The organism is Pseudoxanthomonas sp. SORGH_AS_0997 (genome assembly GCF_031453535.1).
GTDB classification, from domain to species: domain Bacteria; phylum Pseudomonadota; class Gammaproteobacteria; order Xanthomonadales; family Xanthomonadaceae; genus Pseudoxanthomonas_A; species Pseudoxanthomonas_A winnipegensis.
Map to the genome: position 1 here is coordinate 2,545,861 of NZ_JAVIZI010000001.1, position 20,946 is coordinate 2,566,806.

A 20,946-nucleotide genomic window follows, 5' to 3' on the forward strand; every position below is an offset into this window, starting at 1 on the left:
CCACGGAGAGACTGCCATGACTGCGATTCCCCCCACCGGCACGCGCCGCGCGCTGCCGCCCACCCTGCTCGCCCTTGCCTGCCTGTCCGCGCTCCCCGCGCTGCTGGCGGCCCCGCCTGCGGCCGCCGCCGACGACGCCGCGCGGGTCACCACGCTGGACAAGCTCCAGGTCAAGGGCGAGCGCGCCCCGGACTACACGGTGAAGACCACCGCCGCCGGCACCGGCCTGGACCTGGGCCTGCGCCAGATCCCGCAGTCGGTCAGCGTGGTGACCCAGCAGCGCATCGAAGACCAGAACCTGCAGACCATCGGCGAGGTGCTGGGCAATGTCGCCGGCGTGACCAACAGGCAGGTCGACAGCGAGCGCAACCAGTTCTACGCGCGCGGCTTCGACATCGACAACTTCCAGTTCGACGGCATCCCCACCACGATGGAGCAGGGCTGGAACTACAGCGATGCCTCGATGGACACCGCGCTGTACCAGCGCGTGGAGATCGTGCGCGGCGCCGCCGGCCTGCTCACCGGCACGGGCAATCCGTCGGCCTCGGTCAACCTGATCCGCAAGCATGCCGACAGCAACACGCTCACCGGCAGCGTGACGGTGGGCGGCGACAGTTTCGGCAGCACCCGGGCCACGGTGGACGTGACCACGCCCCTCAACGCCAGCGGCACCGTGCGGGCGCGGGCGGTGGGCAACTACACCGACCGCGACTTCAACCTCGCGCGCTACACGCAGGAAAAGACCCTGGGCTATGCGGTGCTCGACGCCGACCTGGGCGCCTCCACGCGACTCAGCGTGGGCTACGACTGGCAGCGGAAGAACGCCGACGATGTGACCTGGGGCGGCTTTCCGGTGCTGTATGCCGACGGCACCCGGACCCGCTGGCCGCGCACGTTCAACGCCGGCGCCGACTGGGCCTACTGGGACACGACCAGCAAGCGCGCGTTCGCCAGCCTGCGGCAGGGCTTCGACAACGGCTGGTCGCTCAGGCTCAACGCCACCCACGACCGCAGCGACGGGGACAGCAAGCTGTTCTATCCCTACTACACGATCTACGGACTGGACCGCAGCAGCGGCGGCGGCGTGATCCCCTATGGGGGCTGGTACATCATCCACCGCAAGGTCGAAGGCCTGGATGCCGCCGCCGACGGCCCGTTCGCGCTGTTCGGCCGCGAACATCAGCTGATGTTCGGCACCAGCTGGAACCGCCGCTGCTATCTCAACACCGGCACCTACGACTTCAATGCCCGCATCCTGCTGCCCGACTACCACGACTGGGACGGCAGCCAGGCGCCCGAGCCGAACTGGAAGGCCCTGCAGGTCTCCGGGCGCGGCACGATCACCCAGAAGTCCGGCTATGCCGCGGTCCGCTGGTCGCTGGCCGATCCGCTATCGCTGATCACCGGCGCGCGCTACACCCACTGGACCAGCGCCGGCGAGTACAACGACACGCGCAACAAGACCATCCCCTATGCGGGCCTGGTGTGGGACATCGACCCGACCTGGTCGGCCTACGCCAGCTATACCGGCATCTTCAATCCGCAGACCGCGCGCGATGCGCAGAACCGCTTCCTGGCGCCGAAGCTGGGCAAGAGCTACGAACTGGGCGTCAAGGCGGGCTGGTTCGAGGACGCGCTCACCGCCTCGCTGGCGGTCTACCGCACCGCGCAGGACAACTTCCCGGTCTCCACCGGCCTGTACAACACCGCGGGCAATGCGATCTCGCTGCCTGCGGACGTGGTCAGCCGCGGCTACGAACTGGAGGTCAACGGCCGTCTGGCGGCGGGCTGGAACGCGACCTTCGGCGTCTCGCGCAACCTGATGCGCAATGCCCACGACGACAGCACGCCGGTGCCCTACCTGCCCACGACCACGCTCAAGCTGTTCACCAGCTATACCGCCCAGGGCGGTCCGCTGGACGGCCTGACCGTGGGCGGCGGGGTGAACTGGCAGAACCGCATCTACAACGATCGGGTGGTCTACATCACCGCGCCGGTCGCCCGCTCGGCGCGCATCGACCAGGGCGCCTACGCGCTGCTGAGCCTGTTCGGCCGCTATCGGATCACCCAGGCGGTGGCCGTGCAGTTGAACCTGGACAACGTGCTGGACAAGCGCTACGCCAGCCAGATCGCGTCCGCCTATGGCGGCTGGGGTGCGCCGCGCAGCGGCACGCTCAGCCTGACCTGGGCGTTCTGACCCGGGCGGCCGTGCGCACCGCTCCACGGTGCGCACGGCCAAATCGGCGCTGCAGCCAGCCCCCGCCGGGCTATACGCGAGGCCTGGAGCTGGCTGCCTTCGTTGAGCTTGCTGATCGCCTGGACCAGGCCTCCCTGCTCAGCTCGTGCGATGGCGCAAGCCGCCGTGGCACGCTGCTTGAGTGGGAGCAGATGTCTCCCCAGATCTCCCAACAGCCTGGGTGTAGAGCGGAGCTTGTGGCAATCCCCTCTTGGGGACTCCGCTGCTCTTCGTTCGGTTCGTGGGAAGGCCCCAGCGGAGCAAGCTCCGCTCTACAGATGTGAGCCGCCCACAGGATCAGGCTCACACCCGGGGCAGCGCTCAGGCCGAGCGGACGGCGCGCGGGTCGTGGCTGCTCTCGACGCGGTTGCGGCCCTGCGCCTTGGCGCGGTACAGGGCCTGGTCGGCGCTGCGCAGCAGGGCCTCGGGCTCCTGGCCGTCGTGCGGGAAGCAGGCCAGGCCGATCGACACCGTCACCGGCGGCAGGTCCTTGCCCAGATGCGGCACGCGCATGGCCTCGACCGCGGCGCGGATCTGCTCGGCGCGCTCGGCCGCGGCCTGCGGCGTGGACTCGGGCAGGATCAGGGTGAACTCCTCGCCGCCATAGCGGCAGGCGATGTCCTCCTGCCGCGACAGCTGCTGCAGCAGCTGGCCGAAGCCGGCCAGCAGCGCGTCGCCGCCCGGGTGGCCGTGGGTGTCGTTGAAGCGCTTGAAGTGATCCAGGTCCAGCATCATCAGCGCCAGCGGCAGGCCGCGGCGCGCGCAGCGCGCCAGTTCGCGCGCCAGCGATTCTTCCAGATAGCGCCGGTTGAACAGGCCGGTCAGCGGCTCGCGGATGGACTGGATGCGCAGGCGTTCCTGCAGCTCCAGGTTGGACAGCGCCATGGCCAGCTGCTCGGCCGCGGTCTCGATCAGCTGCACCCGCGCCAGGAAGGCGGCGTCGTCCGCGGAGACATACAGGAACCCCAACTGCTGGCCCTGCGCCATGAGCGGGATGCAGGCGGTGGCGCCGGCGTCGCCCTCGATATGGTGGCAGCGCAGTGTGCCCGGACCCTGCACCAGCTGCGGTTGGCCGCGGCGCAGCGCCCAGCAATCGTCGGGCGTCAGCATCGCCGCGCTGGCGGCGCTCGGCGTGCCCCAGCCGCCCATCGCCTCGGCGTAGTCCTGCGAGGCGCGGATGCGATAGATGCAGCCGCCGGTGCCCGGCATCAGCTGCGTCATGACCTCGCAGGTCAAGGCCAGCGCCTCCTCCACGCGCACGCAGCTCTGCAGCATGCTGGCGAAGTGGCTGAGCACGCGCAGGTCGCCGCTGGTGTGCTCCAGCTCGGCCACGGTGGCCTCCAGGCGCGCGTTGCTTTGCTGGATCCGGCGCTCGGCGCGGCGGCGGCCGCGGATCTCGCGCACCATCAGCGCATAGACCATGGCGATGACCAGGATGCCGATCGGGATGCCGGCGATCGCCAGGATGCGCAGCAGCGTGGCGCTCTCGTCGCTGGAGGCGGCGCGTTCGACCAGCAGCGCGCGCTCGGCGTCGCCCATCGTCCGCGCCTGGCGGCGGATGGCATCGGAGGTCAGACGCGCCTGCGTGTCGATGGTCGCCTGCGCGGCGGTCAGGCCCTGCTGCTGGTAGATCTGCACCACCGCGTCGGTCTGACGCAGGCGCTGGTCGATCAGCGTGCGCAGCTGGGTGACGCGCTGCTCCTGCGGGCCGTTGTCGCGCACCAGCGCGCCGAGCGCGGCGAACAGCTGCGGAATCTGCGCCTTGCCGGTCTGGTAGTCGGCCAGGTAACCGACCTGGCCGGTCAGCAGATAGCCGCGTTCGGCCGATTCGGCCTCGCGCAGGCGCGCCTCGATCTCATCGATGCGCGCCATCACCTCGTGGGTGTGCGAGACCCAGCGCGCATCGGTGGCGAAGCGGTCGGCGCCGCGCAGGATGCCCCAGCCGATCAGGACGAAGATCATGGCCGCCAGCAGCGGGCCGATCTGGTTGACGAGGCGGTTCTTGGACAGCATGCGCGGCGTGGGCGGGACGACGCGCCATGGTAGCGGGCAGGCGCGATGCGATTGCGTGCAAAAGGCTTACGCGCGTCGCAGTTTTCGATGCGGGCGCAGGCGCCAGGCCCGTCGCGCCTGGGCGATCAGAGCCAGCCCTTCTGCCTGGCCACGCGGAAGGCTTCGATGCGGTTGCCCACGCCGAGCTTGCTGATCGCCTCGGACAGGTAGTTGCGCACCGTGCCATGCGAGAGGCGCAGCTGCCTGGCGATGTCGGTGGCGCTGGCGCCGTCGCCGGCCAGGCGCAGCACCTGGCGCTCGCGCTCGTTGAGCGGATCGCGCTCGGACCAGGCTTCCAGTGCCAGCTCCGGGGCGATGGCGCGGCCGCCGCGATGCACGCTGCGCAGCGCCTCGGCCAGGTGTTCGGGCGGCGCGTCCTTGAGCAGGTAGCCGGCCACGCCGGCGTCCAGCGCGCGGCGCAGGAAGCCGGGCCGGGCGAAGGTGGTGACGATCACCACGCGCGTGGCCAGGCCGTGGCGCTGCACGCGCTGGGCCAACTCCAGGCCGGACAGGCCGGGCATCTCGATGTCGGTGACCAGCACGTCGGGCGTGAGCCGCTGCAGGGCGCGCCAGGCGGCTTCGCCGTCGGCCGCCGCTTCGAGTACGTCGATGTCGTCCTCCAGCCGCAGCAGGGCGGCCAGCGCGCCGCGCACCATGGCCTGGTCTTCGGCCAGCAGGACGCGGATCACGGCAGAGGGCGCTGGGTGGGCATGGCGGGATTCTATATGGGGAAGCTTCATCGCCGCCGCTGCGGCGCCCCCCTGTAGAGCGGAGCTTGCTCCGCTGAGGCTTTCCCGATCGATCCGGCCAAAAGCAGCGGAGCAAGCTCCGCTCTACAGGGGGGATGCGATCTGATTTGAAGGGACCGTTGCGCCCACGGTGGAGTCTTCGGCGAGTGCGGGAGAGGCGCAGGGCACGTGCGCCAGCACGGTGGTGCCGTGGCCGCGCACGCTGTCCACCTGCAGCGTGCCGCCGAGGGCCTGCACGCGGGCGCGCATGCCGTCCAAGCCGTTGCCCGGCACCAGCGCGCCGCCGCGACCGTCGTCGTGGATGCGCAGGGTCAGCGCCTGGTCCTGCGCGGCCACGGCGATGTGCACCGTGCGCGCCCGCGCATGCCGCTGCACATTGGTCACCGCCTCGCGCAGCACCATGGCGAAGGCGTTCTCCACCGCCGGCGGCAGCGGCGTGCCGTCGACCCGGTAGTCCATCGCGATGCCATCGGTTTCCAGCAGCAGCTTGGCCGAGGCCAGCTCGGCGGCCAGCTGCGCCGAGCGGATGCCGCTGACCGCGCGCCGCACCTGGGCCAGCGCCTCGCGCGCGACGCGGCTGACTTCGTCCATCTCCACGCGCGCGGCGCGCGGGTCGCGCTCGACCAGGCGCGCGGCCAGATCGGACTTCAGCGCCACCAGCGACAAGGTGTGGCCGAGCAGGTCGTGCAGGTCGCGGCCGATGCGTTCGCGCTCGGCCACGGCGGCCAGGCGGCGGACCTCCTCGTGGCTCAGGCGCAGGGCCGAATCCTTGCGCTGGTTGATCTGCTGCACAGCGATCACCACCCCGGTGCCGATGGTGGAGATCGGCAGCCACAGCAGGATCTGCCAGGGGTAACCGACCAGCAGCGCGCACGCCAGGAACGCGGCGTTGAGCACCAGCATGATTCCCAGGTAGCGCACGAACGCGTGCCGCCCCTCCATCCGCAGCGTCAGACAGCCGAAGATGAAATAGCTGATGGCCGAGGGATACACCGCGCACAGCGCCGAGGCCATCGCCACCATGCCCAGCGCGGCGATGTTCGCCCGGCGGCGCGCCGAGACCATCGTCAGCGTGTACAGCAGCAGGAACAGCGGATACGACACCAGCGTGCACAGCCACCAAGTCGCGGTGAAGCCGTGAGGCTCGAACACCGGCACCACGAACACCCAGGCCGACCAGATCAGGTGGACCGCCTCGGTCCATGGCGACTTGCCCTGCGCGATCTGTTCGGCAGCACGCGAGCCCGGCGCGGGCCGCAGCCATGCAGGAACGGGAAAGGTCATGGGGTCAGGTCCTGAACGAAGCCACGATCTTGCCACCACAGGCGCCGGGACTTCATGCCCGACGCAGCCGGCGCCGGGCGAGCGCGAAGCACACCGCCGCGAACGCGGCCAGCACGCCTGCATGCACCAGCACCGCACCGCCATCGTCCATTCCCACGCCCTTCAACGCCAGCTGGCCCAGGTGCCAGGCCGGCCACAGCGGTGCGAGCTTGCCGAAGAAGCCCGGCAGCATCGACAGCGGCAGCCACAGGCCGGACAGCAGCGACATCGGCAGGTAGATCATGTTGACCACCGCCGGGGCGCCGCTGCCGCCGACCAGGGCGCCGACCAGCAGCCCCAGCGCGCAGAACGGCAGCACGCCCAGCACGTCCACCGTCAGCAGGGCCGCCACCTGCGCGGGCGTCAGCTGCACACCGCCCAGCACGGTGCCGACGATCAGCAGCAGCACGCCGACGCACAGCGCGAAGACCATGGCCATGAGCATGCGCGCGGCCAGCGGCGCGCCCGGCGGCACCGGCAGCGCGCGCTTGAGGGTGAGCAGGCCGCGTTCGCGGTCCAGCGCCAGGCTGACGCCGAAGCCGAACAGGCCCGGCCCCATCACCCCGAACACGCTGTAGCTGGCCATCAGGTAGCGCTTGGCCTCGGCGTTGCCATGGTTGAGCAGCACGCCGAACAGCAGATAGAACATCAGCGGAAACAGCAGCGTGGGCAGCACGAAGGAGCGCGTGCGCAGCAGCCGCAGCGCCTCGAAGCGCGCCTCGTTGGCATACAGCCGCAGCGTGGACGGCGCGGTGGCGGTGATGGCGTTCATGCGGCCTCCCGCCCTTGGGTGATGGCGAGGAAGGCGTCGGCCAGGCCGGCGCGGCGCACTTCCAGTTCGTCCAGCTGCGGATCGGCGGCGAGCAGGCGCGCGACGATGGGCTCGGCCGGTTCGGCCTGGATCTCCAGGACCTGCCCGTCGTGGCGCACCGCGTGCACGCCGGGCCAGCGGGCGATCTCCGCCGCCGGCACGCGGGTGCGGGCGCGGATGCAGCGCTGCAGCACGCGGCCGCGCAGCTCGGCCACGCTGCCGCGCGCGACGATGTGCCCGGCCTGCAGCACCGCGACCTCGTCGGCCAGGGCCTCGGCCTCCTCCAGGTAGTGGGTGGTCAGCAGCACGGCGCAGCCGGCCGCGGCGCGGGCGCGGATCGCCGCCCACAGCTGGCGCCGCGCCTGGATGTCCAGGCCGGTGGTGGGCTCGTCCAGGAACAGCACCTCGGGCCGGCCGCAGATGGCCAGGGCGAACTGCACGCGCCGCTGCTGCCCGCCCGACAGCCGGCCGTAGCGGCGCGGCAGCAGGCCGTCCAGGCCGGCGATGGCCACGCAGTCGGCCACGCTCAGCGGGCAGGCGTAGTAGCCGCGCGTCTGCGCGATCAGCTCGCCGACGGTGAGCGTGTCGGGCAAGGCGGCGCTCTGCAGCATCACGCCGACCCGGCGCCGCGCGCTCAGTGCATCGGGATCGTGTCCGAACAGCAGCGCCTGCCCGGCGTCGGGCCGCTGCAGGCCGAGCAGCAGGGCCACGCTGGTGCTCTTGCCGGCGCCGTTGGGGCCGAGCAGCGCCAGCACCTGGCCGGGCCGCAGCGCCAGGTCGACGCCGTCGAGCGCGACCAGCGCGCCATAGCGGGCATGCGCGCCGAGCAGCGCCGCGGGTGCCGGTGAAGCCGGATCGAGAGGAATGACGGGCATGGGACGTATCAGCCATTACCGGAAGGTGCGGTTAGCCTGCGCCGTCATGCGCGGGTCCGGCAGTGGCGTCGATCAGCCATTGCGGATGACAGCTGTCACTGGCCGCAGGGCCCACGCGCCGCGCATGCTGCGCCCCGACCGCAGGCAGGTTGTGACTTCCGGCAACTTGGTACGAATCACCCGGTCTGGTCACACTTGCGCCTCAACGACGTCATCGATGGATCCATGAACGCCTCAGCCGAACTGCTCAAGGAGCTGCGCATCGATCGCAGCAAGGCCCCGCCGCCGGCGCCCTCGCGCAAGGGCGTGTGGATCGCGGTGGTTGTCGTGCTGGTGTTGCTGGTGCTGGCGGCGGCCGCGTGGTTCGCGCTCGGCCGGGCCAAGCCGGTGCAGGTGCGCACGGCCACGGTCGCGGCGATGACCGGCGGCGCCGACGCGCCAGCCTCGGTGCTGGACGCCACCGGCTATGTGGTCGCGCGGCGCACGGCCACCGTCTCGGCGCAGATCACCGGCCGGGTCGAGGAGGTGATGATCGAGGAAGGCCAGCGCGTGGAGGCCGGCCAGATCCTGGCGCGCCTGGACCCGATCAATGCCGATGCCGAAAAGCGCCTGGCGCAGTCCCAGCTCTCCTCCTCGCAGAGCCAGGTGCAGAACGTGCAGGCGCAGCTGACCCGGGCCGAGGCCGAGGCCCGGCGCCTGGATGCGCTGGTGAACCAACAGTTGGTCTCGCGCTCGCAGTTCGACCAGCAGGTCGCCGAGCGCGATGCGCTGCGCGCCCAGCTGGAGACCGCGCGCCGCAACGTGCAGGTCGCCCGCGATCAGCTGAAGATCTCCAGCATCGGCAAGGACTACACCGTGGTGCGCGCGCCCTTCGCCGGGGTGATCACCGCCAAGGCGGCCCAGCCCGGCGAGATCGTCTCGCCGCTGTCGGCCGGCGGCGGCTTCACCCGCACCGGCATCGGCACCATCGTGGACATGGATTCGCTGGAGGTCGAGGTGGACGTGGGCGAGGCCTACATCGGCCGCGTGCAGCCCAAGATGCCGGTGGTGGCCACGCTCAACGCCTATCCGGACTGGAAGATCCCGGCCGAGGTGATCGCCGTGATCCCCACCGCCGACCGCGGCAAGGCCACGGTCAAGGTGCGCATCGCGCTGAAGGTCAAGGACCCGCGCATCGTGCCGGAGATGGGCGTCAACGTGAGCTTCCTGGAGGCCGCGCCCAGGGCCGACGCACCGGCGCCGCAGGGCGTGCGCGTGCCGGCCGCGGCGGTGGTGGAGCGCGATGGCGTACCGGTGGCCTTCGTCGTCGAGGGCGACAAGGTCCAGCGCCGCACGCTCAAGCCCGGCCAGACGCTGGCCAGCGAGCGCCAGATCCTCGACGGCCTGCGCGCCGGCGAGCAGGTGGTGCTCGATCCGCCGGCCACGCTCAAGGACGGCGACAGCGTCGCGGTCGGCGACGGCGCACCGGCGTCCTGAGGTCTTTGAGTGTCAGGCGGCGGGCGATGTCGAAGCCCGCCGCGCACGAGCGTCGTTGCAATCGAGCAAGACCGGCGCAGCAGGCGCCGGACCGCACGCGAAGGGCCCCACGCGCCTTGCGCCTGTTTCCTTCTGCCCGGGCCTTGGCCCACATCCACACGAGGCATCGCCATGACGTCCCTGGTTTCGATCCGCAACCTCACCAAGACCTACCAGCGCGGCCCGGAAAAGGTGCACGTGCTGCACGGCCTGGACCTGGACATCACCGCCGGCGACTTCGTCGCGCTGATGGGGCCGTCCGGCTCGGGCAAGACGACCCTGCTCAATCTGATCGGCGGGCTGGATTCGCCGACCTCGGGCGAGATCCAGATCGAGGGCGAGCACATCGAGCGGCTCAGCGGCGGACAGCTGGCCAACTGGCGCAGCCGGCATGTGGGCTTCGTGTTCCAGTTCTACAACCTGATGCCGATGCTCACCGCGCAGAAGAACGTCGAGCTGCCGCTGCTGTTGACCGACCTGTCGGCCGCCGACCGCAAGCGCCGCGCGCAGATCGCCCTGACCCTGGTGGGCCTGGCCGAGCGCCGCGACCATCGCCCCAACGAACTCTCCGGCGGCCAGCAGCAGCGTGTGGCCATCGCCCGGGCCATCGTCTCCGACCCGACCTTCCTGATCTGCGACGAACCCACCGGCGATCTGGACCGCGCCTCGGCCGAGGAAGTGCTGACCCTGCTGCAGCTGCTCAATCGCGACCATGGCAAGACCATCATCATGGTCACCCACGATCCCAAGGCCGCCGAGTACGCCACCCATACGGTGCACCTGGACAAGGGCGAGCTGGTCGATGCGCTCGAGCATTGAGTGATGAACTCCGGCGCGGGCCGTGCGCGAACGCAATCGCGCGCCGAGGCCCGCGCCGCACGACACCTCCACGCGCTTCTTCCTTAGCCCTCCTCGCCTCACGAGGTCCGTCATGAAATATCTCTCCCTGGTCTGGGCGCAGCTGTTCCGCAGCAAGACGCGCACCTTCCTGACCCTGCTCAGCGTGGTCGCCGCGTTCCTGCTGTACGGGATGCTCGACTCGGTGCGCGTGGCGTTCAATTCCGGCGGCTCGGTCGATGGCGCCAACCGCCTGATCGTCGCCTCGCGCCTGTCCATCACCCAGACCCTGCCGCTCAACCTGGAGCAGAAGATCAAGCAGGTCCAGGGCGTCAAGGACGTGACCTATGCGATGTGGTTCGGCGGCATCTACCGCGACCCGAAGGACTTCTTCCCCAACTTCTCGGTCGCGCCCAACTACTTCGACCTCTACCCCAACCTGCAGCTGCCGCCCGCGCAGCTCAAGGCCTTCCAGACCACGCGCACCGGCGCGGTGGTCGGCGAGACGCTGGCCAACAAGTTCGGCTGGAAGCTCGGCGACACCATCCCGCTGCAGGCCACCATCTTCCCGCGCGGCGGCAGCAACGACTGGCCGCTGCAGCTGGTGGGCATCTTCCGCGCCAAGGACCGCAGCACGGCGGCCAACGAGGAGAACCAGCTGGTGATGAACTGGAAGTACTTCGATGAGTCCAACGACTACATCAAGAGCCAGGTCAGCTGGTACACGGTCACGCTCAACAACCCGGACGACGCCTCGCGCGTGGCCCAGGCCATCGATGCGCTGTCGATGAACTCCGACCACGAGACCAAGTCGCAGACCGAGTCGTCCTGGCAGCAGGCCTTCGTCAAGCAGTTCGCCGACATCGGCCTGATCGTCACCTCGATCATGGGCGCGGTGTTCTTCACCCTGCTGCTGCTGACCGGCAACACCATGGCCCAGGCCGTGCGCGAGCGCGTGCCGGAGCTGGCCACGCTCAAGACGCTGGGCTTCCAGGACCGCACGATGCTGTGGCTGGTGCTGGTCGAATCGCTGCTGCTGATCGGCCTGGGCGGGGCGATCGGCCTGGGGCTGGCGGCGGGCATCCTGCCGGCGCTGGCGGCCAAGGCCGGCGGCATGCTGCCGGCGCGCGTGCCCGGCCAGACCTGGGCCGTCGGCGCGGGCCTGGTGGTGGTGATCGGGCTGGTGGTGGGCGTGCTGCCGGCGCTACGCGCCAGCCGCCTGAAGATCGTCGATGCACTGGCCGGCCGCTGAAGGAGCGCACGCATGAAACGCAAGCAAGGGTTGTGGAATGCGCTGACCATCGGCGCACTGGTGGTGGCCATCGGCGTCTGGGTGGCGCTGCCGTGGTTTCTCGTGTTGGCGCTCGCGGCGCTGCTGGGGCTGTGGCTGGGGCTGACCCGCACCGGCCGCCTGGCGCTGCAGGCCACGCGCATCGGCGTGGCCAGCCTGCCCCAGCGCTGGGGCGCGGCCTCGGTGATCGTGGTCGGCATCGCCGGCGTGGTCGCGGTGCTGGTGGCGATGCTGGCGATGGGCAACGGCTTCCAGGCCCAGCTCAACGACACCGGCGATGAGACCAGCGCCATCGTGCTGCGCGGCGGCTCGCAGGCCGAGGCCAACTCGGTCATCACCCGCGACCAGCTGCCGCTGATCGGCCGCCTGCCCGGCATCGCGCGCGATGCCAACGGCCGGCCGCTGGTCTCGGCCGAGCTGTCGCAGGTGGTCGCGCTGCCGTCCAAGTCCGATGGTTCGGACACCAATGTGCAGGTGCGCGGCGTGGGCGAGGAAGCCTGGGCCGTGCACGAGCGCATGCGGATCATCCAGGGCCGGCGCTTCAAGCCGGGCATGCGCGAGCTGGTGGTCGGCCAGGGCGCGCTGCATCAGTTCGGTGGACTCTCGGTCGGCCAGCCGCTGAAGCTGGGCAACCAGCAGTGGCAGGTGGTCGGCGTGTTCGCCTCCGGCGATGCGCACGACTCGGAGCTGTGGGCCGATGCGGAAACCCTGGCCAGCGCCTACAACCGCCGCGCCTACCAGTCGGTGACCGTCAGGACCGAGGGCAAGGCCGGCTTCGAGCAGTTCAGGGCCGCCATGGCCGGCGACCCGCGCCTGAAGCTGGACGTGGAGACCACGCGCGCCTACTACGCCAAGCAGGGCGGCGGCCTCAACAAGCTGCTGACCATCCTGGGCACGGTGATCGGCGCGATCATGGCGGTGGGCGCGGTGTTCGGGGCGCTCAATACGATGTATGCGGCGGTGGCCGCCCGCGCCCGCGAGATCGCCACCATGCGCGCGATCGGCTTCCGTGGCCTGCCGGTGGTGACCGCGGTGATGCTGGAAACCATGCTGCTGGCGCTGCTGGGCGGGCTGCTGGGCGGCGCGCTGGCGTGGCTGCTGTTCAACAACTACAGCGTGTCCACGCTGGGGCAGAACTTCAGCCAGGTGGTGTTCCAGTTCAAGGTCTCCGCGCCGCTGCTGTGGAGCGGGCTGAAGTGGGCGCTGGCGATCGGGCTGGTGGGCGGGCTGTTCCCGGCCCTGCGCGCGGCGCGGCTGCCGATCACCCAGGCGCTGCGCGAGGTCTGAGGGCTGCTTCCGTCATGAGCGCCTGGAGGCGGTGAGGTCACCGCCGGCGCAGCGGAAGGGGTGGCGTGGCGTCGCCGGCGGTCTGGCCATCGACGCCTGCAGTCGATCAGACAGGGCGGTCACCGCGCAGCGTCGGCGCGGTGACCGTCTCCCCGCACGCAAGCCGCCTGTCTGAACCCACGACAGCTGTCATGCGAATGTCACGCCGGTGCGATAGCGCGCCCGCCGGCGGCGGCGCTAGGCTGCGCCGCCGTTCGCTGTCTTCCCCACGCCGATGTCCCGCCTGCTTGTGCTGGTACTCGCCTGCTGCGTCTGGCTGGTCGCCTGCATCCCGCCCAACTCGACCTCGCTCAGCACCCGCATCGTCGCGCCCGGTGGCGTGTCGCCGTTGCTGGATGCTCCGCGCATCGAGGGGCTGATGGCGCGCCTGCCCACCCGCAGCGGCAAGCTGCCGGGGCAAGGCGGCGTGCCGATCTACTGGCGCGCGCTGGACCCGGGCGACTACCGGCTGGACTACCGCTACACCGGCAACCCGGACGGCAGCGCGCTGCAGCAGGTGGCCTTCGATGTGGACTTCGTGCGGCCGCAGGCGCCGGCCGCCCCGCGCGGCACGGTCGTGCTGCTGCATGGCTGGATGATGGACGGCGACTCGCTGATGCCCTGGGCGCTGCAGCTGGCCCAGGCCGGCTACCGCACCATCACCCTGGACCTGCGCAACCACGGCCGCTCCGGCAGCGGCCCGGCCGGCTACGGCACGCGCGAAGGACAGGACGTGGCGCGCGTGGTCGACCAGCTGCGCCAGCGCGGCGAGATCGCCGGCCCGCTGTACCTGTTCGGCGTGTCCTACGGCGCGGCCACGGCGATCTTCGCCGCGCACGACCTGGGCACCCAGGTGGCCGGCGTGGTGGCGATGGAATCCTTCGCCAACGCCGGCCGCGGCATCCGCGACATGGTCCCGCACATGCTGGCCGCGCGGCCGGACACGTGGAAGTCCGCCGCGACCACGCTGATCGCGCAGGCCACCTACGGCCGGCAGAACCTCGACGCGGTGATCGCCGCGGCCGACGCGCAGCTGGGCCTCAACCTGGACGATGTCGACGTGGCCGGCGCCCTGCGCGCCACCCGCGGCCTGCGTGCTGATCGTCCATGGCGCCAACGACCACCACATCCCGGTCGCGCACGGCCGCATGCTCGCCGCCGCCGCACCGCGCGACCGCTATCTGGAAGTCCCGGGCGAAACCCATCTGAGCCTGCCGATGCGCCTGGATCGGCTGGCACCGACGGTGGACGCCTGGTTCGCCGCCACCGCCACCCCGGCCTCGCGCTGCCCCGTGCCCGAGGCGCTGACCCCGCCGCTGCCGACCGAGACACTGACGGCGCAGCGCTGAAGGCGACAAGCCGGATGCCGCCGCAGCGGCGATGAGGCCTTCCGATCACGCCGCACCACTGTCTGCCCAGTAAGGCCAGTTGCGAAGCGAAAGCCCTGCATCGCCGGAGCCGCTCTTGTGGCCTTTTCGGCCAATGGCGGCGACGGGCTCTACCGGCAAAGCACTTCGCCGCCGTGGGCCAAAAAGCCATAAGGACGGCTCCCGCCTGTAGAGCGGAGCTTGCTCCGCTGCTCTTCGTTCAGTTCGTGGAAAAGCCCCCAGCGGAGCAAGCTCCGCTCTACATGTAGGCCGCCGCGAGATTCGAGGAGACAGCGGCTACCCCCAAGAAGCGGCTACTCGCTCGTAGACGGCAGCGGATCGATCAGGCCGCGGGCGGTCGCCGTGGTCAGGTCCGCCGGCGTGTCCAGGTCCAACTCCAGCTCCGGCGCCGCGAGCCGGCCGACCGTCTCGGGTGTCAGCGCGTTGAGCAGCTCGCGCAGGCCGGCATCGCCCTGCGGCTGGGCCTGCGCCAGGCGCGCCAGCGTGACCACGGCGGGGATGCCGATACGCGCGCCGTGCACCGTGCCGGCGCATCCCGAATCGGACCGCGCGGCGGCCTCGAGCAGCGCCTGGAGATGCGCGGCCTCCAGCGCCGGCTGGTCGCAGGCCAGCAGCAGCACGCGCGTGGCGCCGCGCGCGTCGATCGCCAGCGCATCGCGCGCGGCGCGCACGCTGGCGGCCAGGCCTTCGCGCCACTGGCGGTTCATGACGGTCTCCACATCGGCGGCGCGCACCGCGGCGCTGACCTGGGTCGCGCGCGCGCCGACCACCACCAGCAGGCGCAGGGGCGCGGTGGCACGGGCCAGGCGCACGGCGCGGCAGACCAGCGGTTCGCCCGCGCGCGGCAGCAGCTGCTTGGCGCGGCCCAGGCGCCGGCTCCCGCCGGCGGCCAGCACCACGGCGATGTGGTCGCTCACGCCGTGCGGCCGTGGTGCCAGGCCTGCAGCTGCGCGGCGATGCTCAGCGCGATGGCCTGCGCGCCGCGCCCGCCCAGGTCCAGCCCCACCGGCGAACGCAGCCGCGGGGCCAGCGCCTGGCGCGCCACCGGCGGCAACAGGCGGAACAGGTCCTGCTGCCGCCGCACCGGCCCGAGCAGGCCGACGAAGGGGATATCGGTCGCGGCCAGCGCTTCGAGCGCTTCGCGATCCAGTTCGAAGTTGTGGTGCATGACCAGCGCGGCATCGGCCGCGGCCGAAGCCGGCAGCGTCAGCGCCTGGGCAGGCGCCAGCGGCTGCAGCGCATCGGCGCCGACGGCCTGCGCGTCGGCCGGCTGCCAGCGCGGGCGGCGTTCGACCAGGGTCGTGGTCCAGCCGATCTCGCGCAGCAGCGGCAGCAGCAGCGGCGTCTCCGGGCCGGCGCCCAGCACCAGCACCTGAGGCGGCGCCTGGAACAGCAGCCCGATGCCGGCGGCCAGCCCGATCGGCGCAGGCGCGCAGGGCAGCGTCCAACGCTGCGCGCCCAGCGTGAGGATCAGCTGATCGGGTTTGTGCGTCTGCAGCCGCAGCGTCTGGTCCTGGCCGCCGCGCCAGGCGGCGATCGCGGTCTCCAGCCCCGGCAGCAGCGCCAGCGGCAGCAGCGCCAGCTGCAGGCGGCCGCGGCAGCCGATCGCCGAGCCGGACAGCAGGTCCTCGTCTTCGCGGGTGTCCAGTTCCAGCCAGTCGGCCGCGCCGTGCTCGATCGCCGCCAACGCGCGCACCTGGATCTCAGGCTCCAGGCAACCGCCGCTGAGCCAGCCGACCTGGCCACCGTGGGTATCGAACAGCGCCATCGCGCCGGCGCGCACATAGGTCGAGCCGTCGGTGTCCACCACCAGCGCCAGCGCCGCATGCGCGGGGTCGGCGCCGGCGGCGGCGTCCAGCACCGCGCGCTGGACGTCGGCGATCTTCGGCGGGGCGGTCACGTCGTCCTTCATGGCGACCATGGTCGCGCCTGCGGGCTGACGGGGTCGTGAGGCCATCAGCCGCGCCGGCGTCCGCGCCACAGGCTGTCGCCGACGAACACGCCCAGCGCCGCCCAGATCAGCGCAAAGCCCAGCGCCCGCTCCAGCCCGAACGGCTCGCCGAACACCAGCACCCCCAGCAGCAGCTGCAGGGTCGGCGCGATGTACTGCAGCAGCCCGACCAGCGACAGCGGGATGCGCCGCACGCCGTAGGCGAAGCCCAGCAGCGGCAGTGCGGTGACCGCCCCGGCCAGCACCAGCAGCACGTCGGTGCCCAGGCTCCAGCCGTGCACGAAGGCGCCGCCGTGCCCGGCCTCGCCCCAGGCCACCAGCGCCAGCGCCGGCACGAACAGGTACACGCTCTCCATGCCCAGTCCCGACACCGCATCGACCTGCACCAGCTTGCGCAGCAGGCCATAGGCGCCGAAGCTCAGGGCCAGGCCCAGCGCGATCCAGGGCGCGCGCCCGGCCTGCCAGGTCAGCCAGGCCACGCCGCCGGCCGCGACCGCCACCGCGATCCACTGCAGCCGCGTCAGCCGCTCACGCAGCACCAGTACGCCCAGCAGCACGTTGACCAGCGGGTTGATGAAATAGCCCAGGCTGGCCTCGACCACATGGCCGTTGTTGACCGACCAGATGTACAGCCCCCAGTTGCAGCTGATCAGCACCGAGGTCAGCGCCAGGGTGGCGCGTGCGCGCGGCTGGGCGGCGATGCGCCGCAGCCAGGCGCCGCGCTCGCGCAGGCACAGCCAGCCGACCACCAGCACCGCACTCCAGACCACGCGGTGGGCGATGATCTGCAGCGACGGCACGTGCTGCAGCAGCCGCCAGTACAGCGGGAACAGGCCCCACACCACGAACGCGCCGACCGTGGCGGCCACGCCGCGCCGGTCGAGCGTCGGCGCCGCCACGCTCATTTGCGCCGCACCTTGGCCAGCGTGATCACCACCACGCCGACCAGGATCACCGCCATCGCGCCCAGGTCATGCGCGGTGAAGCGCTCATGCGCCAGCCAGGCGCCCAGCGCCACGGCGATGACCGGATTGACGTAGGCATAGCTGCCGGCCAGCGCCGGGCGCACGTGATGCAGCAGCCAGACATAGGCGGTGAAGGCGATGACCGAGCCGAACAGCGCCAGATAGACCACCGCCAGCACGCCCTCCAGCGGCGGCACGGCGTGCAGGCGTTCGCCGCGCAGCCAGCCGGCCAGCATGATCAACGTGCCGCCGCACAGCATCTGCCCGGCGGCGGCCATGAAGGGCGACGGCAGGTCGCGCCCGCGCGACCACACCGAGCCGAAGGCCCAGGCCATCGGCGCCAGCAGCAGGCACACCAGCCCCTGCGGACTGGCGGTGAGCGTGCCGCCGGCGTTGAGCCACACCACCCCGGCGAAGCCCAGCATCAGGCCGAGCCATTCGATGCGCGTGGCGCGCTGGCCGCGCAGCAGGCCGAACAGCCCCATCCACACCGGCACCGAGGCCACCGCCACCGCCGCCAGGCCGGAGGACACCGTGGTCTCGGCCAGCACGACCAGCGCATTGCCCATGCCCAGCAGCAGCGCGCCCATGATGACCAGGTTCTTCCACTGCGCGCGCGTCGGCGCGGCCACCCCGCGCAGGCGCAGCACGCCGAACAGCAGCGCGCCGGCGACCACGAAACGCAGGCCCGAGGTCACTAGCAGCGGCGGCACGCCATGCTCCAGGGCGATGCGGATCCCCAGATAGGTCGAACCCCAGACCACGTAGACCAGCAGCAGCGCGGCCGGCACGGCCAGGCCGCCGGTGCGCGGAGACGTGGCGGCGTGCATCGGGGAAGACATGGGGGTTCACCACAGCGCGGGGCCGCACAGTCTAGGGCCTGCCCCGCGCCTGGCTACACCCGCACCGGTGGAATCCGACGTTGCGAGCGCTCGCCCGGACCCCAAACGACACGGGCGCCCGAAGGCGCCCGCATCCGATCATCGTCCGGCGGCCACCAACCCAAAGCTTCCGGAAATCTCCTACCGCCGTTACCGCGAACGCGGGAATGCCGGCTCCCCCCTGTAGAGCGGAGCTCGCTCCGCTGGGGCCTTCCCCACGAACTGAACGAAGAGCAGCGGAGCGAGCTCCGCTCTACAGGCAGACCGCTGCGAGATTTAAGGAGACAGCTGCTCCCGCCAGTGGCGACGCCCTCAATCTGCCCAGCTGCCCGACTTGGTCGACACCGGCAACACCTGCGCCGAGAGCTGCTTGTCCTGGCCCAGCACGCCGATCGCATCGCCCAGGATCGCGGCCGATTCGTGCAGCAGCGGATCGGGACGCTTGTCGGCCAGCTTCTCGCGCGCGGCATCCTTGACGATGTCGCGCTCGCTCGCGCCCAGGCCGTCGTCGGCCAGATCGCCGGCCAGCGGGTCCAGCGGCATGCCCAGCTTCTTGCGCTCTTCCTGACGCGACTTGCGCTGGGCTTCCTGGCGATCGCGCTCGGCCAGGCGCTCGGCCTCATTGAGCGTCACGTACTTCTTGGCCTTCTCGGCGCGGAACTGGGCCACGTCCTCGGACCACCACTGGTATTCCAGGTCGTTCTTGACGCGCGCGTCGTGCAGGGCCTCCAGCTTCGGCAGCAGCGGGGCGAAGTTGCCGTACTGGGTGTGGCTGACCGGCGCGATCTTGGTCCACGGCAGCGCGTTGTCGTAGGTGTCCTCGCCGTACTCGGTCGCATCGATGCTGGCCGGGAAGGCGATGTCCGGCACCACGCCCTTGTGCTGGGTGCTGCCGCCGGCCACGCGGAAGAACTGGGCGATGGTCAGCTTCAGCTGGCCGAAGCGCTTGCCGCCCTCGTTGGCCGGCCAGCGGTCCAGGTCGACCAGGTTCTGCACGGTGCCCTTGCCGAAGCTGGTCTCACCGATCACCAGGCCGCGGCCGTAGTCCTGGATGGCGCCGGCGAAGATCTCCGAGGCCGAGGCCGAGCCTCGGTTGATCAGCACCGCCAGCGGCCCGTCCCAGGACACGCCCGGAGTGGTGTCGCCGCTGACCGATACGCGGCCGCCGGACTCGCGCACCTGCACCACCGGGCCCTGGTCGATGAACAGCCCAGTCAGATCGACCGCCTCGTCCAGCGAGCCGCCGCCGTTGTTGCGCAGGTCCATCACCACCCCGTCGATGTGCTGGCCCTTGAAGCCGTCCAGCAGCTTGCGCACGTCGCGCGTGGCCGAGGTGTAGTTGTTCGGATCGCGGCGACGGCCTTCGAAGTCCTGATAGAACGCCGGCAGCTTGATCACGCCGATGCGCCGCTCAGGCGTGGTACCCGAGGCCGGCAGCGTCACGATCTCGCTCTTGGCGGCCTGCTCGGCCAGCTGCACCTTGTCGCGCACGATGGTCACCGTGCTGTGCGGCCCGTCCATGCCCGCCTCCGGCGCGATGAACTCCAGGCGCACGCGGGTGCCCTTCTTACCGCGGATCAGATCGACCACATCGTCGGTGCGCCAGCCGATCACGTCGGTGAAGGCGCCATCGCTGCCCTGGGCCACGCCGACGATGCGCGCACCGGGCTGCAGCTTCTTGGACAGGTCGGCCGGGCCGCCCGGGACGATCTCGCGGATCACCACCGTGTCGTCCTGGCGCTGCAGCACCGCGCCGATGCCTTCCAGCGACAGCGACATCTGCTGGTTGAACTGCTCGGCCGTCTTGGGCGTGAAGTAGTCGGTATGCGGATCCACCGCCGAGGTATAGGCGTTGAGGAAGGTCTGGAACACGTCCTCGCTGTCCAGCTCGTCCACGCTGCGCTGGATGTTGGCGTAGCGCTTGTCCAGCGTCTGGGCGATGGCGTCGGGCTTCTTGCCGGCCATCTTCAGCCGCAGCCAGTCGTTCATCACCGACTTGCGCCAGATCGCGTCGAGCTCGGCGCTGTCCTTGGCCCACGGCGCCTTCTCGCGGTCGTACTCCCAGCGCTCGTGGGTGGTGAAATCGAAGTCCGGCTTCTTCAGCAGGCTGCGCGCATAGGCCACCCGCTCGCCGACGCGCTGACGGTAGACCTGGAAGATGTCGTAGGCCGGCGAGAGCTGGCCGCTCTTGATCGCATCGTCCAGCCGCGTGGACAGCGGCATGAAGCCCTCGATGTCCTTGGCGGTGAAGAACTGCTTGCCGCCGTCCAGCGCATCCAGGTAGCGCTTGTAGACGTCCTGGGACAGCGCATCGTCCAGCGCGCGCGGGCGGTAGGCGTAGCGGCTGTCGGACAGCAGGCCGTAGACCAGCTTGGAGGTGGTGGACTGGTCGGCGGTCGGCCCCATCGGCACCACGCTGGTGCTGGCCGGCTTGCTGGGTGTCGCGTCAGGCCGCGCCAGCAGCGCCACCGGGGCGGTCAGGGCCAGGGCCAGCAGGGTCAGGGTGAGCTTGGCTTTCATTCGATGGACTCGCGGCCGCGGGGCCGGTGGAAGCGTGTGGGGAAAGATGCGTGGAACGTTGACAACGCCACAGTGCCGAAAGTTGCGCGGGCTGTCACGCACGATGCGAGCCTAGGGGGGAGGCGGTTCCGCAATGTGAACGCGCCCGCACAAGGCGTCCATACGACACCGCCGCCAGGCTCAAGGGCCAGGCGGCGGGACAGGGTGCTGCGCAGGTTGGGATGGG

At 71.0% G+C, this 20,946-nt stretch carries 15 protein-coding genes and 1 pseudogene; 6 read left to right on the top strand and 10 right to left on the bottom strand.

Going from position 1 to position 20,946, the window contains the following annotated elements; genetic code table 11:
* Positions 1-16 precede the first annotated feature (16 nt).
* Entirely contained in the window at positions 17-2,197 is a 2,181-nt protein-coding gene (gene fhuE, locus QE438_RS11160; RefSeq protein WP_306995628.1) for a ferric-rhodotorulic acid/ferric-coprogen receptor FhuE, read from the top strand.
* A gap of 360 nt (positions 2,198-2,557) precedes the next feature.
* Here fhuE and QE438_RS11165 read toward each other — a convergent pair whose 3' ends face one another.
* From QE438_RS11165 to QE438_RS11185, 5 genes are all read right to left on the bottom strand, one after another.
* Positions 2,558-4,249 carry a diguanylate cyclase gene (locus QE438_RS11165; RefSeq protein ID WP_306995626.1) on the bottom strand — a complete coding sequence of 564 codons (1,692 nt, stop codon included), beginning with the start codon at positions 4,247-4,249 and terminating at the stop codon, positions 2,558-2,560.
* A gap of 125 nt (positions 4,250-4,374) precedes the next feature.
* Entirely contained in the window at positions 4,375-4,977 is a 603-nt protein-coding gene (locus tag QE438_RS11170; protein ID WP_130516658.1) for a response regulator transcription factor, read from the bottom strand.
* A gap of 144 nt (positions 4,978-5,121) precedes the next feature.
* Positions 5,122-6,321, bottom strand: coding sequence for a sensor histidine kinase (locus tag QE438_RS11175; RefSeq protein WP_306995623.1), 1,200 nt, complete (start codon positions 6,319-6,321; stop codon positions 5,122-5,124).
* Positions 6,322-6,373: 52 nt separating this feature from the next.
* Positions 6,374-7,132 carry an ABC transporter permease gene (locus QE438_RS11180; RefSeq protein WP_306995622.1) on the bottom strand — a complete coding sequence of 253 codons (759 nt, stop codon included), beginning with the start codon at positions 7,130-7,132 and terminating at the stop codon, positions 6,374-6,376.
* The gene (locus QE438_RS11185; RefSeq protein ID WP_131660385.1) at positions 7,129-8,046 is read right to left on the bottom strand and encodes an ABC transporter ATP-binding protein; all 918 of its coding nucleotides are present in this window, start codon (positions 8,044-8,046) and stop codon (positions 7,129-7,131) included. The genes QE438_RS11180 and QE438_RS11185 overlap by 4 nt, the downstream gene beginning before the upstream one ends.
* Before the next feature lie 225 nt (positions 8,047-8,271).
* On the opposite strand from QE438_RS11185, the gene QE438_RS11190 reads away from it, so the two are divergent.
* The 5 genes and pseudogenes from QE438_RS11190 to QE438_RS11210 all read left to right on the top strand — a co-directional run bounded on the left by QE438_RS11190 (position 8,272) and on the right by QE438_RS11210 (position 14,364).
* On the top strand, positions 8,272-9,522 hold the full coding sequence (locus QE438_RS11190; protein ID WP_306995619.1) for an efflux RND transporter periplasmic adaptor subunit: 1,251 nt from the start codon (positions 8,272-8,274) through the stop codon (positions 9,520-9,522).
* Between the two features lie 171 nt (positions 9,523-9,693).
* Complete coding sequence (locus tag QE438_RS11195) at positions 9,694-10,380, top strand: ABC transporter ATP-binding protein (protein WP_130532602.1); 687 nt, start codon at positions 9,694-9,696, stop codon at positions 10,378-10,380.
* 112 nt (positions 10,381-10,492) lie between these two features.
* Positions 10,493-11,650, top strand: coding sequence for an FtsX-like permease family protein (locus QE438_RS11200; protein ID WP_130528221.1), 1,158 nt, complete (start codon positions 10,493-10,495; stop codon positions 11,648-11,650).
* A 12-nt stretch (positions 11,651-11,662) separates the two neighbouring features.
* Positions 11,663-12,976 (top strand): ABC transporter permease, encoded by a 1,314-nt coding sequence (locus QE438_RS11205; protein ID WP_306995615.1) that lies wholly within the window; start codon positions 11,663-11,665, stop codon positions 12,974-12,976.
* A 274-nt stretch (positions 12,977-13,250) separates the two neighbouring features.
* Positions 13,251-14,364: pseudogene (locus QE438_RS11210) on the top strand (alpha/beta fold hydrolase).
* A 332-nt stretch (positions 14,365-14,696) separates the two neighbouring features.
* On the opposite strand, the gene QE438_RS11215 reads toward QE438_RS11210, so the two are convergent.
* The 5 genes from QE438_RS11215 to QE438_RS11235 all read right to left on the bottom strand — a co-directional run bounded on the left by QE438_RS11215 (position 14,697) and on the right by QE438_RS11235 (position 20,720).
* Complete coding sequence (locus QE438_RS11215) at positions 14,697-15,320, bottom strand: nucleotidyltransferase family protein (RefSeq protein WP_306995610.1); 624 nt, start codon at positions 15,318-15,320, stop codon at positions 14,697-14,699.
* Positions 15,317-16,360: an XdhC/CoxI family protein gene (locus tag QE438_RS11220; protein WP_306995608.1), complete on the bottom strand. Its 1,044-nt coding sequence runs from the start codon at positions 16,358-16,360 to the stop codon at positions 15,317-15,319. Before QE438_RS11220 ends, QE438_RS11215 begins: the two co-directional genes overlap by 4 nt.
* Positions 16,360-17,259 (bottom strand): EamA family transporter RarD, encoded by a 900-nt coding sequence (gene rarD, locus QE438_RS11225; RefSeq protein WP_306995606.1) that lies wholly within the window; start codon positions 17,257-17,259, stop codon positions 16,360-16,362. Before rarD ends, QE438_RS11220 begins: the two co-directional genes overlap by 1 nt.
* Positions 17,256-18,161, bottom strand: coding sequence for a drug/metabolite exporter YedA (yedA, locus tag QE438_RS11230; protein ID WP_130536103.1), 906 nt, complete (start codon positions 18,159-18,161; stop codon positions 17,256-17,258). The genes rarD and yedA overlap by 4 nt, the downstream gene beginning before the upstream one ends.
* 351 nt (positions 18,162-18,512) lie before the next feature.
* Complete coding sequence (locus QE438_RS11235; RefSeq protein WP_306995603.1) at positions 18,513-20,720, bottom strand: carboxy terminal-processing peptidase; 2,208 nt, start codon at positions 20,718-20,720, stop codon at positions 18,513-18,515.
* Positions 20,721-20,946: the final 226 nt, after the last annotated feature.